At 58.0% G+C, this 23,336-nt stretch carries 16 protein-coding genes; 9 read left to right on the top strand and 7 right to left on the bottom strand.

Annotation, left to right across the window (positions count from 1 at the left end):
- Nucleotides 1–9: 9 nt before the first annotated feature.
- The 3 genes from glgC to glgP are packed head-to-tail and all read left to right on the top strand — an operon-like array spanning nt 10 to nt 5,204.
- Nucleotides 10–1,305, top strand: a complete 1,296-nt coding sequence (gene glgC, locus A3466_RS04160; protein ID WP_063449532.1) for a glucose-1-phosphate adenylyltransferase — start codon at nt 10–12, stop codon at nt 1,303–1,305.
- Nucleotides 1,305–2,738, top strand: a complete 1,434-nt coding sequence (glgA, locus tag A3466_RS04155; RefSeq protein ID WP_063449531.1) for a glycogen synthase GlgA — start codon at nt 1,305–1,307, stop codon at nt 2,736–2,738. Before glgC ends, glgA begins: the two co-directional genes overlap by 1 nt.
- Before the next feature lie 18 nt (nt 2,739–2,756).
- Nucleotides 2,757–5,204 (top strand): glycogen phosphorylase, encoded by a 2,448-nt coding sequence (glgP, locus tag A3466_RS04150; RefSeq protein WP_063449530.1) that lies wholly within the window; start codon nt 2,757–2,759, stop codon nt 5,202–5,204.
- Between the two features lie 86 nt (nt 5,205–5,290).
- Here the strand turns inward: glgP and glpD are convergent, their stop codons facing one another.
- Nucleotides 5,291–6,799, bottom strand: a complete 1,509-nt coding sequence (glpD, locus tag A3466_RS04145; protein WP_063449529.1) for a glycerol-3-phosphate dehydrogenase — start codon at nt 6,797–6,799, stop codon at nt 5,291–5,293.
- Between the two features lie 239 nt (nt 6,800–7,038).
- Here glpD and glpE point away from each other — a divergent pair, with 239 nt between their 5' ends.
- Genes glpE through A3466_RS04125 form a run of 3 tightly spaced genes read left to right on the top strand, consistent with a single transcriptional unit; the run spans nt 7,039 to nt 9,024 of the window.
- Nucleotides 7,039–7,371 (top strand): thiosulfate sulfurtransferase GlpE, encoded by a 333-nt coding sequence (gene glpE, locus A3466_RS04135; protein ID WP_028014686.1) that lies wholly within the window; start codon nt 7,039–7,041, stop codon nt 7,369–7,371.
- Between the two features lie 47 nt (nt 7,372–7,418).
- On the top strand, nt 7,419–8,249 hold the full coding sequence (glpG, locus tag A3466_RS04130) for a rhomboid family intramembrane serine protease GlpG (protein WP_063449528.1): 831 nt from the start codon (nt 7,419–7,421) through the stop codon (nt 8,247–8,249).
- A gap of 16 nt (nt 8,250–8,265) precedes the next feature.
- Complete coding sequence (locus tag A3466_RS04125; protein WP_063449527.1) at nt 8,266–9,024, top strand: DeoR/GlpR family transcriptional regulator; 759 nt, start codon at nt 8,266–8,268, stop codon at nt 9,022–9,024.
- An 81-nt stretch (nt 9,025–9,105) separates the two neighbouring features.
- Here the strand turns inward: A3466_RS04125 and malT are convergent, their stop codons facing one another.
- A complete protein-coding gene (gene malT, locus A3466_RS04120) occupies nt 9,106–11,811 on the bottom strand; it encodes an HTH-type transcriptional regulator MalT (RefSeq protein WP_063449526.1) in 2,706 nt (901 codons plus the stop codon).
- 573 nt (nt 11,812–12,384) lie between these two features.
- On the opposite strand from malT, the gene malP reads away from it, so the two are divergent.
- Nucleotides 12,385–14,778: a maltodextrin phosphorylase gene (gene malP, locus A3466_RS04115; RefSeq protein WP_063449525.1), complete on the top strand. Its 2,394-nt coding sequence runs from the start codon at nt 12,385–12,387 to the stop codon at nt 14,776–14,778.
- A gap of 9 nt (nt 14,779–14,787) precedes the next feature.
- The gene (gene malQ, locus A3466_RS04110) at nt 14,788–16,866 is read left to right on the top strand and encodes a 4-alpha-glucanotransferase (protein ID WP_063449524.1); all 2,079 of its coding nucleotides are present in this window, start codon (nt 14,788–14,790) and stop codon (nt 16,864–16,866) included.
- A gap of 87 nt (nt 16,867–16,953) precedes the next feature.
- On the opposite strand, the gene gntT is transcribed toward malQ, so the two are convergent.
- The 3 genes from gntT to gntX all read right to left on the bottom strand — a co-directional run bounded on the left by gntT (nt 16,954) and on the right by gntX (nt 19,950).
- Nucleotides 16,954–18,270: a gluconate transporter gene (gene gntT, locus A3466_RS04105; RefSeq protein ID WP_063449523.1), complete on the bottom strand. Its 1,317-nt coding sequence runs from the start codon at nt 18,268–18,270 to the stop codon at nt 16,954–16,956.
- Between the two features lie 362 nt (nt 18,271–18,632).
- A complete protein-coding gene (nfuA, locus tag A3466_RS04100) occupies nt 18,633–19,208 on the bottom strand; it encodes a Fe-S biogenesis protein NfuA (RefSeq protein ID WP_063449522.1) in 576 nt (191 codons plus the stop codon).
- A gap of 61 nt (nt 19,209–19,269) precedes the next feature.
- The gene (gntX, locus tag A3466_RS04095; protein WP_063449521.1) at nt 19,270–19,950 is read right to left on the bottom strand and encodes a DNA utilization protein GntX; all 681 of its coding nucleotides are present in this window, start codon (nt 19,948–19,950) and stop codon (nt 19,270–19,272) included.
- A 36-nt stretch (nt 19,951–19,986) separates the two neighbouring features.
- On the opposite strand from gntX, the gene bioH reads away from it, so the two are divergent.
- Nucleotides 19,987–20,769, top strand: a complete 783-nt coding sequence (gene bioH, locus A3466_RS04090; RefSeq protein WP_063449520.1) for a pimeloyl-ACP methyl ester esterase BioH — start codon at nt 19,987–19,989, stop codon at nt 20,767–20,769.
- On the opposite strand, the gene feoC is transcribed toward bioH, so the two are convergent.
- Both feoC and feoB read right to left on the bottom strand, forming a co-directional pair.
- Complete coding sequence (feoC, locus tag A3466_RS04085; RefSeq protein WP_063449519.1) at nt 20,744–20,980, bottom strand: [Fe-S]-dependent transcriptional repressor FeoC; 237 nt, start codon at nt 20,978–20,980, stop codon at nt 20,744–20,746. The two genes, bioH and feoC, sit on opposite strands and share 26 nt — an antisense overlap.
- Nucleotides 20,981–20,991: 11 nt before the next feature.
- On the bottom strand, nt 20,992–23,310 hold the full coding sequence (gene feoB, locus A3466_RS04080; RefSeq protein WP_063449518.1) for a Fe(2+) transporter permease subunit FeoB: 2,319 nt from the start codon (nt 23,308–23,310) through the stop codon (nt 20,992–20,994).
- Between the last annotated feature and the right edge of the window lie 26 nt (nt 23,311–23,336).

Raw genomic sequence — 23,336 nt, 5'->3', positions numbered from 1 at the left:
GAGTTAGTCATGGTTAGATTAGAGAAGAACGATCCGTTAATGTTGGCGCGCCAGCTACCATTAAAAACAGTTGCCCTGATACTTGCGGGCGGGCGTGGTACCCGTCTGAAAGATTTGACCATCAAGCGCGCCAAGCCGGCGGTTCACTTTGGTGGTAAGTTCCGTATTATCGATTTTGCACTTTCCAACTGCCTGAACTCAGGCATTCGCCGCATTGGCGTCATTACGCAGTATCAGTCGCACACGCTGGTGCAGCACATTCAGCGCGGCTGGTCATTCTTCAGCGAAGAGATGAACGAGTTTGTCGATCTGCTTCCCGCGCAGCAGCGCGTACACGGGGAAAACTGGTACCGCGGCACGGCGGATGCGGTGACCCAAAACCTCGACATCATTCGCCGCTACAACGCTGAATATGTTGTGATCCTCGCGGGGGACCACATCTACAAGCAAGATTACTCCCACATGCTGATCGACCATGTCGAAAAAGGGGCGCGCTGCACCGTGGCGTGTCTGCCGGTGCCCGTTGCGGAAGCAACCGCGTTCGGCGTGATGCACGTGGATGCGGACGACAAGATTATCGATTTTGTTGAAAAGCCGGCGAACCCGCCAACCATGCCGGGGGATGACACCAAATCGCTCGCCAGCATGGGGATCTATGTCTTTGATGCTGACTATCTTTATGAGCTGCTGGAAGAAGACGATACAGACGAAAACTCCAGCCACGACTTCGGCAAAGACATTATCCCGAAAATTACCAAAGCTGGCATGGCGTATGCACATCCGTTCCCGCTGTCCTGCGTGCAGTCCGATCCGAATGCGGAACCTTACTGGCGCGATGTGGGAACCCTGGAAGCGTACTGGAAAGCCAACCTCGATCTGGCGTCCGTCACGCCTGAGCTGGATATGTACGACCAGAACTGGCCAATACGCACCCATATGGAATCGCTGCCGCCGGCGAAGTTCGTGCAGGACCGCTCCGGCAGCCACGGTATGACGCTGAACTCGCTGGTCTCTGGCGGGTGCATTATCTCCGGTTCGGTGGTGGTGCAGTCCGTACTGTTCCCGCGCGTGCGTATAAACTCATTCTGTAATATCGATTCGGCAGTCCTGCTGCCGGACGTCTGGGTAGGACGCTCATGTCGTCTGCGTCGCTGCGTCATTGACCGCGCCTGCGTCATTCCCGAAGGGATGGTGATTGGGGAAAACGCGGAAGAAGATGCGCGTCGTTTCTACCGTTCGGAAGAGGGGATCGTGTTAGTAACACGGGAAATGTTGCGGAAGCTGCAAATCAAACAGGAGCGATGATGCAGGTTTTACACGTATGTTCTGAGATGTTCCCGTTGTTAAAAACGGGCGGACTGGCGGATGTTCTTGGTGCACTACCGGCGGCACAAATCGCCGGAGGGGTAGATACCCGCGTGTTGTTGCCCGCTTTTCCGGATATCCGGCGCGGTATTCCTGATGCAAAGGTTGTTTCCCGTCGCGAGACCTTCGCGGGACGTATCACCCTGCTGTTTGGACATTACAATGGGGTAGGCATTTATCTGATTGATGCGCCGCATTTATACGACCGTCCCGGCAGCCCGTATCACGATACCAACCTGTACGCCTATACCGATAACGTGCTGCGCTTTGCCCTGCTCGGCTGGGTGGGGGCGGAGATGGCCGTCGGGCTGGATCCGTTCTGGCGTCCGAACGTTGTGCACGCGCACGACTGGCATGCGGGGCTGGCTCCCGCGTATCTGGCGGCGAAGGGGCATCCGGCCAAATCGGTGTTTACGGTGCACAACCTGGCGTATCAGGGCATGTATTATGCCCATCACATGAATGACATCGATCTGCCATGGTCGTTCTTTAACATGCACGGGCTGGAGTTTAACGGACAGATTTCGTTCCTGAAGGCGGGGCTTTACTACGCTGACCACATCACGGCGGTCAGCCCAACCTACGCGCGTGAAATTACCCAACCGGAGTTCGGTTACGGTATGGAAGGGCTGCTGCAACAGCGTCACCGTGAAGGCCGCCTGTCGGGCATTCTGAACGGCGTGGATGAACAGATCTGGAATCCGGAAACGGACCTCCTGCTGGCGGCGCGCTATGGTCGCGACTCGGTAGAAGACAAAGCGGAAAACAAGCGCCAGCTACAGATTGCGATGGGGCTGAAGGTCAACGACAAGGTGCCGCTGTTTGCGGTGGTCAGCCGCCTGACCAGCCAGAAAGGGCTGGATCTGGTGCTGGAGGCGCTGCCGGGATTACTGGAGCAGGGCGGTCAGCTGGCGCTGCTCGGCGCGGGCGACCCGGTCTTACAGGAAGGTTTCCTGGCGGCCGCGGCGGAACATCCGGGGCAGGTGGGCGTGCAGATCGGTTATCACGAAGCGTTTTCGCACCGCATCATGGGCGGCGCGGACGTGATTCTGGTGCCGAGCCGTTTCGAGCCCTGCGGCCTGACGCAGCTCTATGGCCTGAAATACGGCACGTTGCCGCTGGTGCGGCGCACGGGCGGGCTGGCGGATACGGTGTCTGACAGCTCTCTGGAAAACCTGGCGGACGGTATCGCCAGCGGGTTTGCTTTTGAGGACAGTAATGCCTGGTCGCTGCTTCGGGCGATCCGGCGTGCGTTCGTCTTGTGGTCCCGTCCATCCCTGTGGCGTTACGTCCAACGTCAGGCGATGTCCATGGACTTTGGCTGGCACGTTGCGGCGCAGTCCTACCGCGACCTTTATCAACGCTTGATGTAACGAGGCGAAGTGACAGATATGAATGCTCCATTTAGCTACTCTTCCCCCACGCTCAGCGTTGAGGCGTTGAAGCACTCCATCGCCTATAAGCTGATGTTTACCATTGGGAAAGACCCCGTTATAGCCAACAAGCACGAATGGCTGAACGCCACGCTGTTTGCGGTGCGTGACCGTATGGTCGAACGCTGGCTGCGCTCTAACCGCGCCCAGCTTTCGCAGGAGACGCGACAGGTGTATTACCTGTCGATGGAGTTTTTGATAGGTCGCACCCTCTCCAACGCGTTGCTGTCGCTCGGGATTTATGACGACGTCAAAAACGCGCTGGAAGAGATGGGGCTGGATTTAGAAGAGCTGATTGACGAAGAGAACGACCCGGGGCTGGGTAACGGTGGTCTGGGGCGTCTTGCCGCGTGCTTCCTTGACTCGCTGGCAACGCTGGCGCTGCCGGGGCGCGGCTACGGTATTCGCTACGATTATGGCATGTTCAAGCAGAACATCGTCGATGGCCGTCAGAAAGAGTCCCCGGACTACTGGCTGGAATACGGTAACCCGTGGGAGTTCAAGCGCCACAACACACGCTACAAGGTGCGTTTTGGCGGGCGTATTCAGCAGGAAGGGAAAAAATCCCGTTGGGTGGAAACCGAGGAGATCCTCGCCGTGGCGTATGACCAGATCATCCCCGGCTACGACACCGATGCGACCAACACGCTGCGCCTGTGGAACGCGCAGGCCAGCAGCGAGATCAACCTGGGTAAATTCAACCAGGGCGACTACTTCGCGGCGGTGGAAGATAAAAACCACTCCGAGAACGTCTCCCGCGTGCTTTACCCGGATGACTCCACCTATTCGGGCCGCGAGCTGCGCCTGCGTCAGGAGTATTTCCTCGTCTCGGCAACGATTCAGGATATTCTCAGCCGTCACTATCAGCTGCACAAAACCTACGCCAACCTGGCGGAGAAAACCGCGATTCACCTCAACGACACCCATCCGGTGCTGTCGATCCCCGAGCTGATGCGCCTGCTGATTGACGAGCATAAGTTCAGCTGGGACGACGCGTTCGAGGTGACCTGTCAGGTGTTCTCGTACACCAACCATACGCTGATGAGCGAAGCGCTGGAGACGTGGCCGGTGGACATGCTCGGCAAAATTCTGCCGCGCCATCTGCAAATCATCTTCGAGATCAACGACTACTTCCTCAAGACCTTGCAGGAGCAGTACCCGAACGATACCGGCCTGCTGAGCCGTGCGTCGATCATTGATGAATCCAACGGTCGCCGCGTACGCATGGCCTGGCTGGCGGTGGTGATCAGCCATAAGGTGAACGGCGTGTCAGAGCTGCACTCGAACCTGATGGTGCAGTCGCTGTTTGCGGACTTCGCGAAGATCTTCCCGACGCGTTTCTGCAACGTGACCAACGGCGTCACGCCGCGCCGCTGGCTGGCGCTGGCGAACCAGCCGCTCTCCGACGTGCTGGATGAGAACATTGGTCGCACCTGGCGCACCGATTTGAGCCAGCTGAGCGAGCTTGAGCAACACATTGATTTCCCGACGGTTAACAAAGCCGTGCGGGAAGCCAAGCTGCTGAACAAAAAACGTCTGGCGGTGTGGCTGGCGATGCACCTCAACGTGGTGGCGAACCCTAAAGCACTGTTCGATGTGCAGATCAAGCGTATCCACGAGTACAAGCGTCAGCTGATGAACGTGCTGCACGTGATCACCCACTACAACCGCATTAAGGCTGACCCGACGGCGGAATGGGTGCCGCGCGTGAAGATCTTCGCCGGTAAGGCGGCGTCCGCGTACTACATGGCGAAGCACATTATTCACCTCATCAACGACGTGGCGAAGGTGGTGAACCAGGATCCGGAGATTGGCGACAAGCTGAAGGTAGTCTTCATCCCGAACTACAGCGTCAGCCTGGCGCAGCTGATCATTCCGGCGGCGGATCTCTCTGAGCAGATTTCCACGGCGGGGACGGAAGCGTCCGGCACCAGCAACATGAAGTTTGCCCTTAACGGCGCGCTGACCATCGGCACGCTGGACGGCGCAAACGTCGAGATGCTTGAGCATGTAGGGGAGGAGAACATCTTTATCTTCGGCAATACGGCGGAAGAAGTGGAGGCGCTTCGCAAGCAGGGCTACTCGCCGCGCGAATATTACGAAGAGGATGAAGAGCTACGCCAGGTGCTGACGCAAATTGCCACCGGGGTGTTTAATCCTGAGGAGCCTGGGCGCTATCGTGACCTGGTGGACTCGCTGATTAACTTCGGCGATCACTATCAGGTGCTGGCGGATTACCGCAGCTACGTGGACTGTCAGGACAGGGTAGACGAGCTGTACCGTCAGCAGGAGAAGTGGACCAGCGCCGCGATGCATAACATCGCCAACATGGGGTACTTCTCGTCAGACAGAACCATCAAGGAGTATGCCGAGACTATCTGGCATATTGATCCGGTGCGGTTGTAAAGACAAAGCCCGGTGGCGCTGCGCTTACCGGGCCTACAGGAGCGAGTAGGCCGGGTAAGGCGGAGCCGCCACCCGGCTTTTTTCATTTACGACGCCAGCGACAGTTCACGCTTTCCCGCATGTTGCGCCAGCCACTGCGCGACGCGAGACTGCTGCTCGGCATTCAGCCACATCCCTTCTTTAGTACGACGCCAGATGGCATCGTCCAGGCGGCGCACCCACTCGTGTTCAACCAGGTAGCGCAGCTCCGCTTCATACAGCTCATGGCCGAAATGTTCGCCCAGGTCGCCAATCTCTTTCGCGTTGCCGAGGAACAGCTCGGTATTGCTGCCGTAGGTGCGGGCATAGTGGCGCGCCATCCCTTCGGTGATGAACGGGAAGCGGCGACGCAGCTTCGCGGCGTAATCGTCGCGGTTATCGCCGATATCCCCGCCCGGCAGTACCGCCTCTTTGGTCCACGCGGGGCCGATGCCTTTATAGTACGGTGCCAGTTTTTCCAGCGCGTGCTCGGCCAGCTTGCGGTAGGTGGTGAGCTTGCCGCCAAACACCGACAGCAGCGGCGCCTGACCGTCTACGTCGTGAATATCGAGCGTATAGTCGCGAGTGATGGCCTGCGGTGAGTCAGATTCGTCATCGCACAGCGGACGCACGCCGGAGTAGGTCCAGACCACGTCATCGCGCGCCAGCTGTTTCTTAAAGTGCGCGTTGTACACCTTCAGCAGGTAGTTGACTTCACTCTCGTCGATCTCAACGTTTTTCGGATCGCCTTTGTACTCCACGTCGGTGGTGCCGATGATGGAGAATTCGTCCATCCACGGGATCACAAACACGATGCGCTTGTCTTCGTTTTGTAGGATATAGGCCTGCTTCTGAGTATGTACGCGCGGCACCACAATGTGGCTGCCCTTGATCAGGCGAATGCCGTACGGTGAAGGCAGGTGCATTCCATCGTCGAAGAACTGCTTCACCCACGGGCCGGTGGCGTTCACCAGGCCGCGTGCTTTCCAGCTGAACTTCTCGCCGGTATCCACGTCTTCTGCTTCCACAATCCACAGGCCGTTTTCGCGGCGGGCGGCGGTCGCGCGGGTGCGGGTTTTCACCTCGCCGCCTTTCTTCTCGACCATCTGGGCGTTAGCCAGCACCAGACGCGCATCGTCCACCCAGCAGTCGGAATATTCGAAACCGCGCACAATTTCAGGTTTAAGGACCGATTCTGAGCCAAAACGCAAACCGTTCGAACCCGGCAGGCTGGTGCGTTTGCCGAGATGATCGTACATAAACAGGCCGATGCGGATCATCCACGCCGGGCGCAGGTGCGGGCGGTGAGGCAGGCGGAAGCGCATCGGGATCGCCAGATGCGGGGCCATTTTCAGCAGCACTTCGCGTTCGGCCAGCGCTTCGCTGACCAGGCGGAATTCGTAGTGTTCCAGGTAGCGCAGGCCACCGTGGATCAGCTTGGAGCTGGCGGACGACGTCGCGCAGGCGAGATCGTTAGCTTCCAGCATCAGCACGGATAAACCGCGTCCTGCGGCATCAACCGCAATACCGGCACCGTTGATGCCACCGCCTATCACAATCAGATCTTTGGTTTCCATAACACCCTCATGCACTTTCGTTAAAGCTCAGAAATGTTCGATATCGCTCATAATAGCAAAGGAACGCGCTTTTGGTAACATCAAAAAAACAATTTAGAGTGATATGGATAACATAATGGCGTTTACCCGCCGCCAGGACGTACACTACGGGGTAAAATCGCATTCTCCCTCTCCCGTGGGAGAGGGCCGGGGTGAGGGCACCAGACCGCACCTAATCTGAACACTGTAAAGAGAACACCATGGATCAGTTTGAATGTATTAACGTAGAAGAAGCCCACCAGAAGATGCACCAGGGAAAAGCGGTGCTGGTGGACATCCGCGATCCGCAGAGCTTTGCCATGGGCCACACGCCGGGCGCGTTTCATCTGACCAACGACACCCTGGGCGCGTTTATGCGCGATAACGACTTCGAAACGCCCGTTATGGTCATGTGCTACCACGGCAACAGCAGCAAAGGCGCGGCGCAGTATCTGATTCAGCAAGGCTATGACGCGGTATACAGCGTCGACGGCGGCTTTGATGCCTGGCACCGTCATTTCCCGGCAGAAGTAGAATACGCGTTTGAGCGCTGATCCCGCTATACTGTCCCCTTTTGTGTGGAAATAAGCGACCGTTGCCCATGTTGATGATCACCTCTTTTAGCAACCCACGCGTCGCCCAGGCGTTTGTCGACTATATGGCGACGCAGGGCATAATCCTGACTATTCAGCAGCATACGCAGACGGACGTCTGGCTGGCGGACGAAAGCCAGGCCGAGCGCGTGAACGCCGAGCTGGCGCGTTTTCTGGAAAACCCGGGCGACCCGCGCTATCTGGCGGCAAGCTGGCAGTCCGGCCAGACGGGCAGTGGCCTGCACTATCAACGTTTTCCTTTTCTCGCCACCCTCCGCGAGCGCGCAGGGCCGTTTACCCTGCTGCTGATGGCGGCCTGCATCATCGTCTTTATCATTATGAACGTGGTGGGCGACCAGAGCGTGATGATTGCCCTCGCATGGCCGTACGATCCCTCCCTGCAATTTGACGTCTGGCGCTACTTCACGCATGCGCTGATGCACTTCTCGGTGATGCATATTCTCTTTAACCTGCTGTGGTGGTGGTATCTCGGCGGGGCGGTGGAGAAGCGGCTCGGCAGCGGCAAGCTGATTGTCATCACCGTAATCAGCGCCCTGCTGAGCGGCTATGTGCAGCATAAATTCAGCGGCCCGTGGTTTGGCGGGTTATCCGGCGTGGTTTACGCCCTGATGGGCTACGCCTGGCTCAGAGGCGAGCGCGACCCGGAAAGCGGCATCTATTTACAACGTGGATTAATAACCTTTGCGTTAATATGGCTTATTGCCGGATGGTTTGATCTGTTTGGTATGTCTATCGCCAATGGTGCGCACGTTACCGGCCTGGCGGTCGGGCTGGCGATGGCGCTTGCCGATACGCTCCATGCGCGAAAACGAACATAATTCTCAGGGATAATTGATGAAACAAACACAACGTCATGACGCCATTATCGAACTGGTCAAAAAACAGGGATACGTCAGTACGGAAGAGCTGGTGGAGCAGTTTGCCGTCAGCCCGCAAACCATCCGCCGTGACCTGAATGACCTTGCCGATCAGAACCGTATTCTGCGGCATCACGGCGGCGCCGCGCTGCCGTCCAGCTCGGTGAACACCTCGTGGCATGACCGTAAGGCGACGCAAACGGCAGAGAAAGAGCGTATCGCCCGTAAGGTAGCGAGCCAGATCCCGAACGGCGCGACGCTGTTTATTGATATCGGCACCACGCCGGAAGCGGTCGCCCACGCGCTGCTGGATCACGAGAACCTGCGCGTGGTCACTAACAACCTGAACGTGGCCAACACCCTGATGCAGAAAGATGATTTCCGCATCATCCTCGCGGGCGGCGAGCTACGCAGCCGCGACGGGGGCATCATCGGTGAAGCGACGCTCGATTTTATCTCCCAGTTCCGCCTCGATTTCGGCATTCTGGGGATCAGCGGCATCGACACCGACGGCTCGCTGCTGGAGTTTGATTATCATGAGGTACGCACCAAGCGCGCGATTATTGAGAACTCGCGCCACGTGATGCTGGTGGTGGACCACTCGAAGTTTGGCCGTAACGCGATGGTGAACATGGGCAGCATTAGCCTGGTGAATGCGGTCTATACCGACGTAATGCCGCCGGCGGGGGTGATGCAGGTGATTAAGGATAATAATGTGCAGCTAGAACTGTGCTAACCGTTTTGTCGGGTGGCGCTGCGCTTACCCGACCTACAAAACCCGTAGGCCCGTGCAAGCGTAGCGCCGCCGGGCAATAAATTACACACCGTACCCCATCATCTTCAACAGCTGCTGCGCATGCTGCACCGCGTCCTGACGGTGCGCCACGCCCAGCTTCTGATACAAATTACGAATGTGCGTTTTGATGGTGGTCGCCGCGACGGCCAGCTCACCGGCTATCTGGTCATTGCTGTAACCGGAGTAGATCAGCCCCAGGACCTGCCATTCACGCTGGGTAAGCGGGCTGGTGCGGATAAGTTCCGGCACTTCCGGATGGTTCAGCAGACGCTCCACGAAGTTCTCATCGAAGTGCGCAAACTTGTGGCGGTGATGCTGGTTGATCTCGCGCAGAATGCGCTGGGCGCGATGCTGGTCGAGTTCCGGCAGCGTGTTGAGCTGAATCAGCTGGCGCAACTGCTGGGCCATCACTTCACCTTCAATCACAAAGTGGCTGATAAACCCGGTGCGGTTCGCCAGCTGCAACGCTTCCAGCAGCACGCGCTGGGCATCGTTTTTACGTCCCGCCTGCCAGTAAAGCTGGTTTAACAGCAGCAGGTTGCGGTTCAAATCGCTCATCAGACGCAGGCTGCGGGCGTTTTCATTTAACTCTTCCAGCACGATCTCGGCAGGCTCGAAGTCACCCAGCAGGATCTGCACGCGGGCAATATTGCGCCACTGGCTTTGCAGGAAGTGGTTATTGGCAAATTCTGGCTTAGGCGTCTGACGCAGCCAGTGGGCAGCGGACTTTTTATCGCCGGTCATCTGCCAGTAAATTACCCGAACCTTATCGGCGTTGGACACCCAGTCGCTATGGTACTGCCCGTTGCCGAGCAGGTTTTCCAGGCGATTAAGGTGGTTGCGGGCATTATCCAGGTCACCGCGCGCCAGCGAGCACTGTACCAGCAGGGCCAGACACTGGAGTTGCTGTTGAGGCTGGAAGCTCGAAAGCACGTTCAGCCCCTGGCGGGCGCAGCTTTCTGCTTCATCCAGACGCGACCATGCCCACAGCAGCTGAGCGCGAATACGCAACAGGAACTCGTGCATCGGCAGCTGTTCCAGATGCTGTTCACGGATAAGCTGGAACGCTTTTTCCTGATTTTCCCAGGCGGCTTGCAGGAACCCCTGAGCAAATAAAATCTCGCTTTGCTGGATCAGGCTCCACAGGGCGTAATGCCAGACATCGTGGCGGCGCGCCATCTGTTCGGTTTGCTGCATGAGCGAAAGCGAACGCGTGAGGTCTCCCTTGCAGTGCAGCACTTCGCCGTGCACCGAAGTGGCCACAATGCGGCTGTAAAAATTCGCCAGCGGCAGCTCATCCAGCGCGACCATCGCCAGCCGTTCGGCCTCATCCGGGTCGCCGTCGTTAATCGCCACCTGCGCGCGCAGGGCATTAAATTCGCCGTGCAGGATGGTATCCATTTCGCTTTCCATCTCCTGCTCGGCGCGCGCCAGCAGGGTGTTCACTTCGCTGTAGCGATGCTGGCTCTGCATCAGCCAGGCCTGGAGCAGCACCAGACGCGGATTCTCCAGCAGGCTCTCCCACGGCAGCGCTTTTAACGACTCTTCCAGCAGCGACAGTTCGCTGTGGTTGAACAGTCCCCACGCGTGGTTGAGCAGAATATCGCGCAGCATACCGGCATCCCCGGCGGCCAGCGCGTGGTGGATAGCCTCGCTCGGGAAACCTTGCGCCATCCAGCTTTCGGCGGCGGCGCGGTGAATGTCAGGCAACTCAGCGGCCAGCTCCCACTGACAGCGCTGGCGCAGGAAGCTGCCAAACAGCGGATGGTAGCTAAACCATTCGCCGGGATCGTCCATGCGCGTCAGGAACAGACCCTGACGTTCAATCTCTTCGAGCTGAAGCTGCCCGTTTTCGATGCCGGTGACGCGCACGATCAGCGCATCGTTCATCGAACGCAGCAGGGAGCTTTTCAGCAGGAAATGGCGGGTGGAGAGGTCAACGCTGTCGAGTACCTCATCCACCAGATAATCCGACAGGTGGCTGGCGTTGATACCCGCCAGGCGGCGTGCCGACTGGTGCGTCGGGCTGTTGTTTTGCCGCGCGGAGAGGGCAATCAGCTGAAGCGCCGTGGCCCAGCCTGCAACATCATCACACAGGCGGCTGCTTTCAGACGCCTCGATCGGAGACGTCAGACGGCAGTCAAAGAACAGTTTCGCTTCCTGATGGGTAAAGGCCAGCTGCTGGCTGCCAATTTCCAGCAGCTGATCGCGCACGCGCAGGTTGGCAATGCCCAGTTGCGGAAGGTTGCGCGACAGGACCACCAGCGTCAGGTTTTCCGGCTGATGGCGCAGGAAGAAACGCATCGACTCGTGAATGACCGGGTTCGTGATCAGATGATAATCATCAATCACCACGTACAGCGGGCGATGCCATTCGGCCAGCTCGATAAACAGCTGTGAGAAAAGAGAGGACAGGCTGGCGTACTGGCGCTTCTGCACCATCACCTCGCTGGTGACGCAGTGCCCGTTGGTTGCCTGCTGAATAGCGGCAATTAAGTAGCTGGCAAAACGCTCCTGCTGGTTATCCCCTTCATCCAGGGAGTACCAACCAAGATCGCTTTTGCCTGCCGCCCACTGTGAAATGAGCGTTGTTTTTCCATAACCCGCAGGACTCGTAACCAGCGCCAGTCGGAAATTATGCGCACCGGAAAGTTTAGCCAGCAGGCGCTCGCGGACCACAGTATGGTCAAGACGAACCGGGCGACTTAATTTGGACGGAATCAACATAGTTTTCACTTCACTGTGGGGAACGAGAAAATTTATTTTTTTTGCGCTTCGTAATTAATACCTATACGTTCGGCCAATACAGGAACTATTGCAAGTTATGTCTGGGTTTGGAGGCTCTGAATTTGCACTCTGTCACAAAACATTCTTATCAATGTTGGAACTTTTCATAAATGGCTGGATGCCGCGCTGCTACTGGCTTGTCTGCATGGCGTTGGGTTGCGCTGAAACTGGTTTCAGGAAGAGATAATGACGCTGAAGCTAATAAACTCTGGCAAACGTTGCGTGGGCTTAATAGTGATGCTGAATAATCCGTACAGCCGGAAATCATATTCTTCGTAAGTAATCATTTCAGCGATGATTAATTTCCTCCGAAACGGTATTTCATTTCTTTGACACGCTTCCGGTATATCTTTTTTTTGCGAAGCGCACACTCACACAGTGGCCTCGATCACACTTTTATGCTCATCCCCGCTACTCCTCCCTGCCTAATCCCCGTCAGGAGGAGGAAGAGGCGCAGTGAGCCAGGCACACTAGCGCCAAATGTGTTTTCTCTCTACAGGATGCCGATTCCCTATGTCACAGCCTACTTTCAACAAAGCTCAATTTCAGGCTGCCCTGACGCGTCAGTGGCAGCGTTTTGGCCTTCATGCTGCAAACGAGATGACGCCTCACCAGTGGTGGCAGGCGGTGAGCGGGGCGCTCGCGGAGCAGCTGGACGCTCAGCCCGTGACGAAGCCTGTTAAGGGCCAGCGTCACGTCAACTACATTTCGATGGAGTTCCTGATTGGCCGTCTGACAGGCAACAATCTGCTGAACCTTGGCTGGTATCAGGAAGTGGGTGACGTGCTGAAAGAACACGACATCAACCTGACCGATTTGCTGGAAGAAGAGACGGACCCGGCGCTGGGTAACGGCGGACTGGGACGCCTGGCAGCCTGCTTCCTCGATTCCATGGCAACGGTTGGCCAGTCGGCGATTGGCTATGGTCTGAACTACCAGTACGGCCTGTTCCGCCAGTCGTTTGCCGACGGCCACCAGATGGAAGCGCCGGACGACTGGCACCGTAATACCTATCCGTGGTTTCGCCACAACGCGCAGCTGGACGTGCAGGTCGGGATTGGCGGGAAAGTGACGAAGCAGGGCCTCTGGGAGCCGGCGTTCACTATTACCGGCGAAGCCTGGGACCTGCCGGTGCTCGGCTACCGTAACGGCGTGGCGCAGCCGCTGCGCCTGTGGCAGGCGAAGCACGCGCATCCGTTCAACCTGACCAAATTCAACGACGGTGATTTCCTGCGCGCCGAGCAGCAGGGTATCGACGCCGAGAAGCTGACGAAAGTGCTCTACCCGAACGACAATCATCTGGCGGGTAAAAAGCTGCGCCTGATGCAGCAGTACTTCCAGTGCGCCTGCTCCGTGGCGGACATTCTGCGTCGCCATCACCTGGCGGGCCGCAAGCTGGCGCAGCTGCCGGACTTCGAAGTCATTCAGCTTAACGACACGCACCCGACCATTGCCATCCCGGAATTGCTGCGCGTGCTGATTGACGAGCATCAGCTGAGCTGGGACGACGCCTGGGCCATCACCAGCCGCACCTTCGCCTACACCAACCACACCCTGATGCCGGAAGCGCTGGAGTGCTGGGATGAGAAGCTGGTGAAAACGCTGCTGCCGCGCCATATGCAGATCATCAATAAGATTAACGACCAGTTCAAAACGCTGGTGGAGAAAACCTGGCCGGGCGATAAGGCCGTCTGGGCGAAGCTGGCCGTGGTGCACGACAAGCAGGTGCGCATGGCGAACATGTGCGTAGTCAGCGGTTTTGCGGTCAACGGCGTGGCGGCGCTGCACTCTGACCTGGTGGTGAAAGACCTGTTCCCGGAATACCACCAGCTGTGGCCGACCAAATTCCACAACGTGACCAACGGCATCACGCCGCGCCGCTGGATCAAGCAGTGCAACCCGCTGCTGGCCGGCCTGCTGGACAAGACCCTGAAGAAAGAGTGGGCCAACGACCTGGACCAGCTCATCAACCTGGAAAAATATGCCGACGACGCGAAGTTCCGCGAGCAGTACCGCGCGATCAAGCTGGAGAACAAAGTTCGCCTGGCGGCGTTCGTGAAAATGCGCACCGGGATTGAAATCAACCCGAACGCGATTTTCGATATTCAGATCAAACGTCTGCACGAGTACAAGCGTCAGCACCTGAACCTGCTGCACATTCTGGCGCTGTACAAAGAGATCCGCGAGAACCCGCAAGCCGACCGCGTGCCGCGCGTGTTCCTGTTCGGTGCGAAGGCGGCGCCGGGCTACTACCTGGCGAAAAACATTATCCTCGCCATTAATAAAGTAGCGGCGGCGATCAACAGCGATCCGAAAGTGGGCGACAAGCTGAAGGTGGTGTTCCTGCCGGACTACTGCGTCTCTGCGGCTGAAATGCTTATCCCGGCGGCGGATATCTCCGAGCAGATCTCGACCGCCGGTAAAGAGGCGTCCGGTACCGGCAACATGAAGCTGGCCCTGAACGGCGCGCTGACCGTCGGCACGCTGGACGGCGCGAACGTCGAAATTGCGGAGAAGGTCGGTGAAGAGAACATCTTTATCTTCGGCCATACTGTTGAAGAAGTGAAAGCCATCAAAGCCAAAGGGTACGACCCGGTGAAATGGCGTAAAAAAGACAAAGTGCTGGATGCGGTGCTGAAAGAGCTGGAAAGCGGTAAGTACAGCGACGGCGACAAGCACGCGTTTGACCAGATGCTGCACAGCATGGACAAACAGGGCGGCGATCCGTATCTGGTGATGGCTGACTTCACGGCTTATGTTGAAGCGCAGAAGCAGGTCGACGTGCTGTACCGCGACCAGGACGCCTGGACCCGCGCGTGTATCCTGAACACCGCGCGCTGCGGCATGTTCAGCTCTGACCGCTCAATCCGTGATTATCAGGCCCGTATCTGGCAGGCAAAACGCTAAGGAAGCGCGATGGAGAGTAAACGTCTGGACAGTGCCGCGCAGGCGGCGGGAATTAGCCTCAGTTACATCAATGCGCACGGCAAACCGCAGTCTATTGGTGCGGACACCAAAAGACGTTTGCTGGATGCCATGCATAAAACCGACGCGAAAGCGTCGGGTATGCCAGTGCCGAACGTGAAGGTCTTTACCGCAGGCAAAAAGATGCCGCTGATGGTGGAAGGGCGCGGCGAATTCAGCTGGCTGCTCACTACCGAAGAGGGGCACCAGCACAAAGGCCACGCCACCGGCGGCAAAACGTTCAACCTTCCTGCGAAGCTGCCGGAGGGCTACCACAGCCTGACGCTCACCCAGAATGACAGCCGCTTTCACTGTCGGGTGATCGTCGCGCCGAAGCGCTGCTATGAGCCGCAGGCGCTGCTCGAAGGCAAAAAGCTGTGGGGTGCCTGCGTGCAGCTCTATACGCTGCGTTCCGACAGCAACTGGGGCATCGGCGATTTTGGTGACCTGAAGAATATGCTGGTATCTGTGGGGGAGCGCGGCGGGGCGTTTATCGGCCTCAACCCGATCCACGCCCTTTATCCGGCTAACCCGGAAAGCGCGAGCCCGTACAGCCCGTCTTCCCGCCGCTGGCTGAACGTGATTTACATCGACGTTAACGCGTTAGACGATTTCAAAAACAGCAAAGAGGCGCAGGCCTGGTGGAAGCTGGACACCACGCAGCAGATGCTGAAACAGGCTCGCGATGCGGAGTGGGTGGACTATGCCACCGTCACCGCGCTGAAAATCGCGGCGCTGCGTCTGGCATGGAAGGGCTTTGCGAAGCGTGACGACGCGCAGATGGCAGCCTTCCGCCAGTTCGTGATGCAGGAAGGTGAAAGCCTGTACTGGCAGGCGGCGTTTGATGCGCTGCACGCGTATCAGGTGCAAGAGGACGAGATGCGCTGGGGCTGGCCGGTGTGGCCGGAAGCGTATCAGTCCGTGGATACCCCGGAAGTAAAAGCGTTCTGTAAGACGCATGCCGACGAGGTGGATTTCTATCTCTGGTTGCAGTGGCTGGCGTACAGCCAGTTTGCCGCCTGCTGGCAGGTGAGCCAGGGCTATAACATGCCGATCGGGCTGTATCGCGATCTGGCCGTCGGCGTGGCGGAAGGCGGCGCGGAAACCTGGTGTGACCGTGAACTTTACTGCCTGAAGGCTTCCGTGGGTGCGCCGCCGGATATCCTGGGCCCGCTCGGCCAGAACTGGGGTCTGCCGCCGATGGATCCGCACGTGATGGCGGCGCGTGCCTACGAGCCGTTTATCGACCTGCTGCGCGCGAACATGCAGAACTGCGGGGCGCTGCGTATCGATCACGTGATGTCCGTGCTGCGTCTGTGGTGGATCCCGTACGGTGAAACGGCCGATCACGGGGCGTACGTGCAGTACCCGGTCGACGATCTGCTGTCGATCCTCGCGCTGGAGAGTCAACGTCATCAGTGCATGGTGATTGGTGAAGATCTCGGTACGGTGCCGGTTGAGATTGTCAGCAAGCTCCGCGACAGCGGGGTTTACTCCTACAAAGTGCTCTATTTTGAAAACGACCATGAGAAAACCTTCCGCGCGCCGAAAGCGTACCCAGAACAGTCAATGGCAGTCGCGACGACGCACGATCTTCCTACGCTCAGAGGCTACTGGGAAAGCGGTGACCTGACGCTCGGCAAAACGCTGGGGCTCTATCCTGATGAAGAGGTTTTGCGCGGGCTGTATCAGGATCGCGAGCTGGCGAAGCAGGGGCTGCTGGACGCGCTGCATAAGCATGGCTGTCTGCCGAAGCGCGCCGGGCATAAGGCGTCGCTGATGTCGATGACGCCAACGCTTAACCGTGGCTTACAGCGCTATATTGCCGACAGCAACAGCGCGTTGCTCGGCCTGCAACCCGAAGACTGGATTGATATGGCGGAGCCAGTGAACGTTCCCGGCACCAGCTATCAGTACAAAAACTGGCGTCGCAAGCTCTCCACTACGCTTGAGAAGATGTTTGCAGATGACGGCGTGAACAGGCTCATTAAGGATTTGGATAAGCGGCGAAAAGCAGCCGGTAAGAAGTAATAAAAAACCCGCCAGTGGCGGGTTTTTTATTAGCAGGTCGTGCTCATGTAGGTCGGGTAAGGCGTCGCCGCCACCCGACTTATGGCATTAAACCACCATATTCAACAGCAGCACCCCGACCAGGCCACACACCGAAATAATCGTCTCCAGCGCGGACCAGGATTTGATGGTTTCACCGATGGTCAGGTTGAAGTACTCCTTGAACAGCCAGAAGCCGGGATCGTTCACGTGGGAGAAAATCACGCTACCAGAACCGACCGCGATAACCATCAGCTCAGGGCTGACGCCCGTCGTGGCAATCAGCGGTGCAACGATGCCGCCTGCGGTGATCGCCGCAACGGTCGCAGAACCCAGCGCAATACGCAGAACGGCGGCGATAGACCACGCCATCAGCAGCGGGGAGACGTTAGTTTCGTGCATCATGGCAGCGATGTATTTATCCACGCCGCTGTCGACCAGCACCTGCTTGAACGCGCCGCCGCCGCCGATGATCAGCAGCATCATGGCGATGATTTTGATGGAAGAGGTCAGCGTGTCGTTGATCTGATCCATGGAGCGACCGCGGTTAAGACCGAAGGTGAACATCGCAATCAATACCGCAATCAGCGTTGCCATTACCGGGTCGCCCAGGAACTCTGCAACGGACAGGAACGCGTGACCTTTCGGCAGAACCATCTCCGCTACGGCACGCATCGCCATCAGGATCACCGGCACCAGTGAGGTCCAGACGCTGACGCCAAAGCCCGGCATCTCTTCTTCTGAGAAGGTTTTGGCGCTGTACAGCCCTTCCGGGATGGGCTTATCAATGCCTTTCAGGAAGCGCGCATAAACAGGGCCCGCCAGGATAACCGTTGGGATCGCCAGAATCGTACCGAACAGCAGGGTTTTACCCATATCGGCGTGGAAAATGGTGGCGATAGCGGTTGGGCCCGGGTGCGGCGGCAGGAAGCCGTGGGTGACGGACAGCGCCGCAGCCATCGGCACGCCCACGAACAGCAGCGGGATATTGGCGGCAGCGGCGATGGTAAACACCAGCGGCAGCATCAGCACGAAGCCCACTTCATAGAACAGCGCGAAACCGACGGTAAAACCGGTTAAGACCACCGCCCACTGGATGTGCTGCTTGCCAAATTTATCGATAAGCGTGGTGGCAATACGCTGCGCGCCCCCGCAGTCCGCGAGCATTTTACCGAGCATGGCGCCGAAGCCCATGATCAGCGCCAGGCTGCCGAGCGTACCGCCGACACCGGCTTTGATAGAGCTGATAACTTTAACCAGCGGCATTCCCTGCATCAGACCGACTGCAAGTGCCACCAGAACCAGAGCGATAAATCCGTTCATTTTGAAGCGGATCATCAAGAGCAGTAATAACACAACACCGATAGCGACGATGACTAATGGCATGATTGACCTGGCCTTTGAATTGTTATGGGTAACGTCATTGTTTCAACGACAAATTCCGGTTGTCCCAACTGGGAACAGAGCGTTAACGGCACTCATACTGATGCCTGCGAAAACGTTAAGTTTAGTCGGCTGTTATAGGGGTGTTGAGTGCCCATGGGAATGATACGGGTAACATGTCGTGATTGAGAATCACCCAGGGAGGCAAAATGTGAATTATGAGACGCAGGTCAACATATGGAGTGAGATCGGCGGGAAAACAAAAGCCGGGTGGCGGCTTCGCCTACCCGGCTTACGATTCTTGCAGACTGTATTTGTAGGCCCGGTAAGCGCAGCGTCACCGGGCAACACAGACGGATACTGAATTAGTAGTAAGAGTGCTCGCCGCGCTGGTGCTCGGTCAGATCGCGCACGCCTTTCAGTTCAGGGAATTCGTTCAGCAGCTGTTTCTCGATCCCTTCTTTCAGGGTTACATCGACCATGGAGCAGCCGTTACAGCCGCCGCCAAATTGCAGGATCGCCAGACCCTCTTCGGTGATTTCCATCAGGGAAACACGTCCACCGTGGCCGGCCAGCTGTGGGTTGATCTGCGATTGCAGCAGATATTCCACACGCTCCATCAGCGGAGCATCGTCAGAGACTTTACGCATCTTCGCATTTGGCGCTTTCAGCGTCAGCTGAGAGCCCAGCTGGTCGGTAACGAAATCAATCTCCGCATCTTCAAGATACGGCGCGCTCAGCTCATCAACGTACGCGGTGAGCTGTTCAAATTTAAGGGCAGTGTCAGTTGCTTCCACGGCATCCGGAGGACAATAAGAGACACCACATTCTGCATTCGGAGTGCCTGGATTGATCACAAACACGCGGATCTGCGTCCCTTCTTCCTGATTTGCCAGCAGTTTGGCAAAGTGCGCTTGTGCAGAATCGGAAATACGGATCATAGCTTTGGCCTAATAGTTGACTAAATTACCTGGGTATAATCATACGCCCATTGGAGAAGGGCTACAAGGTACGGCACAGACACCATACCTGAACTGACGCGGCGCCGCTTTGCAAAAGCAGTCGGGAAAGTTCAGCGACGGTACTGCCCGTGGTGACGACATCATCCACAATCGCGATATGGAGACCGTTGACCGGCAATTCAAGGCGAAAGGCGTTTTTCAGGTTCCTTTTGCGCAGCCGGGCATTGAGGCGGTGCTGAACCGCAGTGGCATGTACGCGCTTCAGCGCGCAGGCAGCGTACCGACAGCCCAGCCAGCGGGCGAGCGGACGGCACAGCAGGTCGCTCTGATTATAGCCCCGCCGCCAGTGGCGACGCCGGAAGAGGGGTACGTTCATAATCAGGTCGATCTTCGGCAGCCCCCGTGTTCGCCGCGCCTGTAAGACCGCCAGTAATAGCAGGCGCGCCAGCGGCTTCGCCAGGCGGGTCTGGCTGGAAAACTTAAAATGATGAACCAGACGGCTCAGCGGCAAAACGTAATCATCCACCGCCACCAGCGCGTGCCACGGCGGCGCTTTTTTCAGGCATCGCCCGCAGGGGAGCGTCTGGCTGACGGCAGGCAAGCCGCATTGCGGGCAGCCCTTCAGCCAGCCCAGCGCTCGCGTACAAACGGAACAGACGCCCCACTTACTCAGCGCAAGCGGCATTCGGCATAGCCAGCACAAGCCGGGCACTGTTAGCATACGTAACCTCCATGTAAAAAAAGAGAACGATAGCTGATGAAGACGCTGTGGTGGCAGACCGTTGGAACGGGAAATTGTCATCTTGTGCTGCTGCACGGATGGGGACTGAACGCCGAAGTGTGGCGTTGCATAAGTGAGGAACTGGCCTCGCAATTTACGGTGCACCTGGTCGATCTGCCGGGGTATGGGCGCAGCTGCGGCTTTGGGGCGATGACGCTCGACGACATGGCGAAGCAGGTTCTGAATGCCGCGCCGCAAAAAGCCGTCTGGCTCGGCTGGAGCCTGGGCGGGCTGGTGGCAAGCCAGATTGCGCTGAGCCATCCTGAGCGGGTGCAGGCGCTGGTGACCGTGGCCTCATCGCCCTGCTTCAGCGCCCGCGAGGCGTGGCCGGGCATTAAACCGGAGGTGCTCGCCGGTTTCCAGCACCAGCTGAGCGAAGACTTCCAGCGGACGGTGGAGCGTTTTCTGGCGCTACAAACCATGGGGACAGAAACCGCCCGTCAGGACGCACGGACGCTGAAGCAGACGGTGCTTTCTCTGCCGATGCCGGACGTTGAGGTACTGAACGGTGGGCTGGAAATCCTGAAAACGGTCGATCTGCGTGAGCCGCTGGCGTCGCTGACGGTGCCGCATCTGCGTATTTATGGCTACCTGGATGGGCTGGTCCCGCGCAAGGTGGTTACGCTGCTGGATGTGCTGTGGCCGGAGAGTCAGTCGCTGGTGGTTGCCAAAGCGGCACATGCGCCTTTCATCTCTCATCCTGCTGAGTTTTGTTCGGCGCTGTCCGGCTTTATTAGCGAAGCGTCCACCACTCCCTGAGGCAGGCTTTACCTTCCGGGCAATGTTTACAGCTGCCGGACAGACAACCGTCCGGCTCTTCCTGAATGCGCACGGCTTTTCCCATGGCCTCCAGCCTTTCCAGCATGGCATCGATCATCGGCTGCGGCGTATGCAGGCTGAGGCTGAGCTGCTTCGCCTCCATTCGCCCCTGCAACGCCAGTAAGTCCCGGACCTGAATCAACGATGCCATCGCTTCTCTCCTCAGTGACAGTCGCCCGCAGGGCTGCTACAGCAGGTGGTTGGGGTTTTGCGCGTCGCCAGCAGATTAATGTCAACGCGGCTACGCGCCCGGCGCAGCAGGCCAATCACCAGCACGTTGAACAGGATCACCGCCAGGATACAGACCAGACTGTAGCGCGGATGCTGACTGTAATTGACGGTCTGATAAAACACGGTCGCCAGCGAGTAGGCAATGTTCAGCCCCCAGAGGATGGAGAAGCCCATCCAGCCGCGGCTGGACTCGCGGGCAATGGCGCCCATCACCGAGATGCACGGGATATAGAGCAGGACGAAGATCAGGTAGCTATAGGCCGCTGACGCGCTGCCAAATTTCTGGCCCATCACGCCCATTGCTCCGGTCGCCATTTCGCCGTCGCCTTTGCTGGCTTCAATCGGGTTCGCCAGCACGCTCAGGCTGAAGGTATCTTTCAGACTCTGCCAGGTCTCTTCCACCGCGCCGAGCAGTTCATCGCCGAGGTGGAACGCCGCCGGATTAAACTCCTCTTCCTGAATATTCTCAGCGGTGTAGAGCGTGTTCAGGGTGCCGACCACCACCTCTTTCGCCATCGCGCCGGTGAACAGGCCCACGGTTGCCTGCCAGTTGTCTTCCTGAATGCCAATCGGTTTGAAGACCGGCGTAATGATCCGGCTGACGGAGGCGAGGGCGGAATCGTTAATGTTGTCCGCCGCCTGGCCGCTCAGGGTGAAGCTGTTCAGGGCGCTCAGGAAAATGCTGACGATAACAATCACCTTACCGGCGCGCAGAACGAAGCCTTTCAGGCGTTGCCACGTCTGAATGATCAGACTTTTCAGGTGCGGAACGTGATACACCGGCAGCTCCATCACGAACGGCGACGCTTCGCCGCGCATGATGGTGTGCTTCAGCATCAGGCCGGTGAGGATCGCCATCACAATACCCAGCACATACAGGGAGAAGACGGCCAGCGCCCCTTCCTGACCAAAGAACGCCGCGGCAAAGACCGCGAAGATCGCCAGTCGCGCGCCGCAGGACATAAACGGCGCCATCATGATGGTCATCAGGCGTTCGCGCGGTGCATCCAGCGTACGCGCGCCCATCACGGACGGCACGTTACAGCCGAAGCCGACAATCAGCGGCACGAACGATTTGCCCGGCAGCCCCAGCGCCTGCATCAGGCGATCCATCACAAAGGCCGCGCGCGCCATGTAGCCGGAATCCTCAAGGAACGAGAGGAACAGGTACATCATGCCGATTTGCGGCACCAGCGGGAGGACGGTGTTGATCCCGCCGCCAATCCCCTGCGCAAGGAAGATAGTCAGCCATTCCGGGAAGTGGAGGGTATAGCCCAGCCACTGAATACCGTGCACGAAGATAGCAACAGAGCCGCCATCAAAGATAGGTTGTAATGCGCCGCCGATGTTAATGGCGAGCAGGAACATCACGTACATCACCAGTAAAAAGATCGGCAAACCGAGGAAGCGGTTGAGCACAATCTTATCCACGGCGGCGGTGAAGCGGCTCGGTTCAGCGGTTAAGGCATTACTGACCACGTCACAGATCGCGGCGATGGCCTGATAGCGCGCATCGGCAATGTGCAGGGCCGGATCATCCAGCTCGTCGCTCAGGCGAGCCAGCGCAATGTCCAGCTTATCCGCTGCATCGCCTGCGTAGGCGCGGCTGTAGATATCGCCTTCCAGCATTTGCAGGCCAAGCCACAGGCGCTGTCTGGCGGGCATGGTGTTGTCCATCTCCTGCGCCAGCTGTCTGGCTTCGCGCAGCAGCGGCTGGGCGTAGTGCACCAGCTCGACGTCGGCATTGCCCGCGTGGCGGTCAATCGCCAGCTTCAGGGCGTCAATGCCGCGCGCGCGGGTAGAAACCAGCGGAACCACCGGGCAGCCCAGACGGGCGGAAAGGGCATCTACGTCGATGCGCAGCTTTTGCTTTTCCGCGATGTCGAGCATGTTGAGCGCCACGATGCAGGGAATACCCAGCTCCAGCAGCTGTAACGTGAGATACAGATTGCGTTCGAGGTTGGAAGCATCCACCACGTTGATGAGCAGATCCGCGTCGCCGCTCAGAATATAGTGGCAGGCAATTTGTTCATCGAGAGAGGTCTGGGAAGAAATCGTAGTGAGAGAATAGGTTCCCGGTAAATCAACCAGCGTGACCTGGTTATCCGTCGTGGTGAACTGGCCTTCTTTGCGTTCAACCGTTACGCCTGCCCAATTTCCCACGCGCTGGCGCGCGCCGGTTAGCTGATTAAATAAGGTTGTCTTGCCGGAATTAGGATTGCCAATTAAGCCAATAGTTAATTTTTTCATTGTAGTAGACTCACTGAAACCGCTGG

This window comes from Enterobacter genomosp. S, assembly GCF_001631805.1.
In the GTDB taxonomy this organism is placed as follows: domain Bacteria; phylum Pseudomonadota; class Gammaproteobacteria; order Enterobacterales; family Enterobacteriaceae; genus Enterobacter; species Enterobacter quasihormaechei.
Note: the sequence above shows the minus strand (reverse complement) of the source record. Positions and strands in the feature narration are given on the sequence as shown.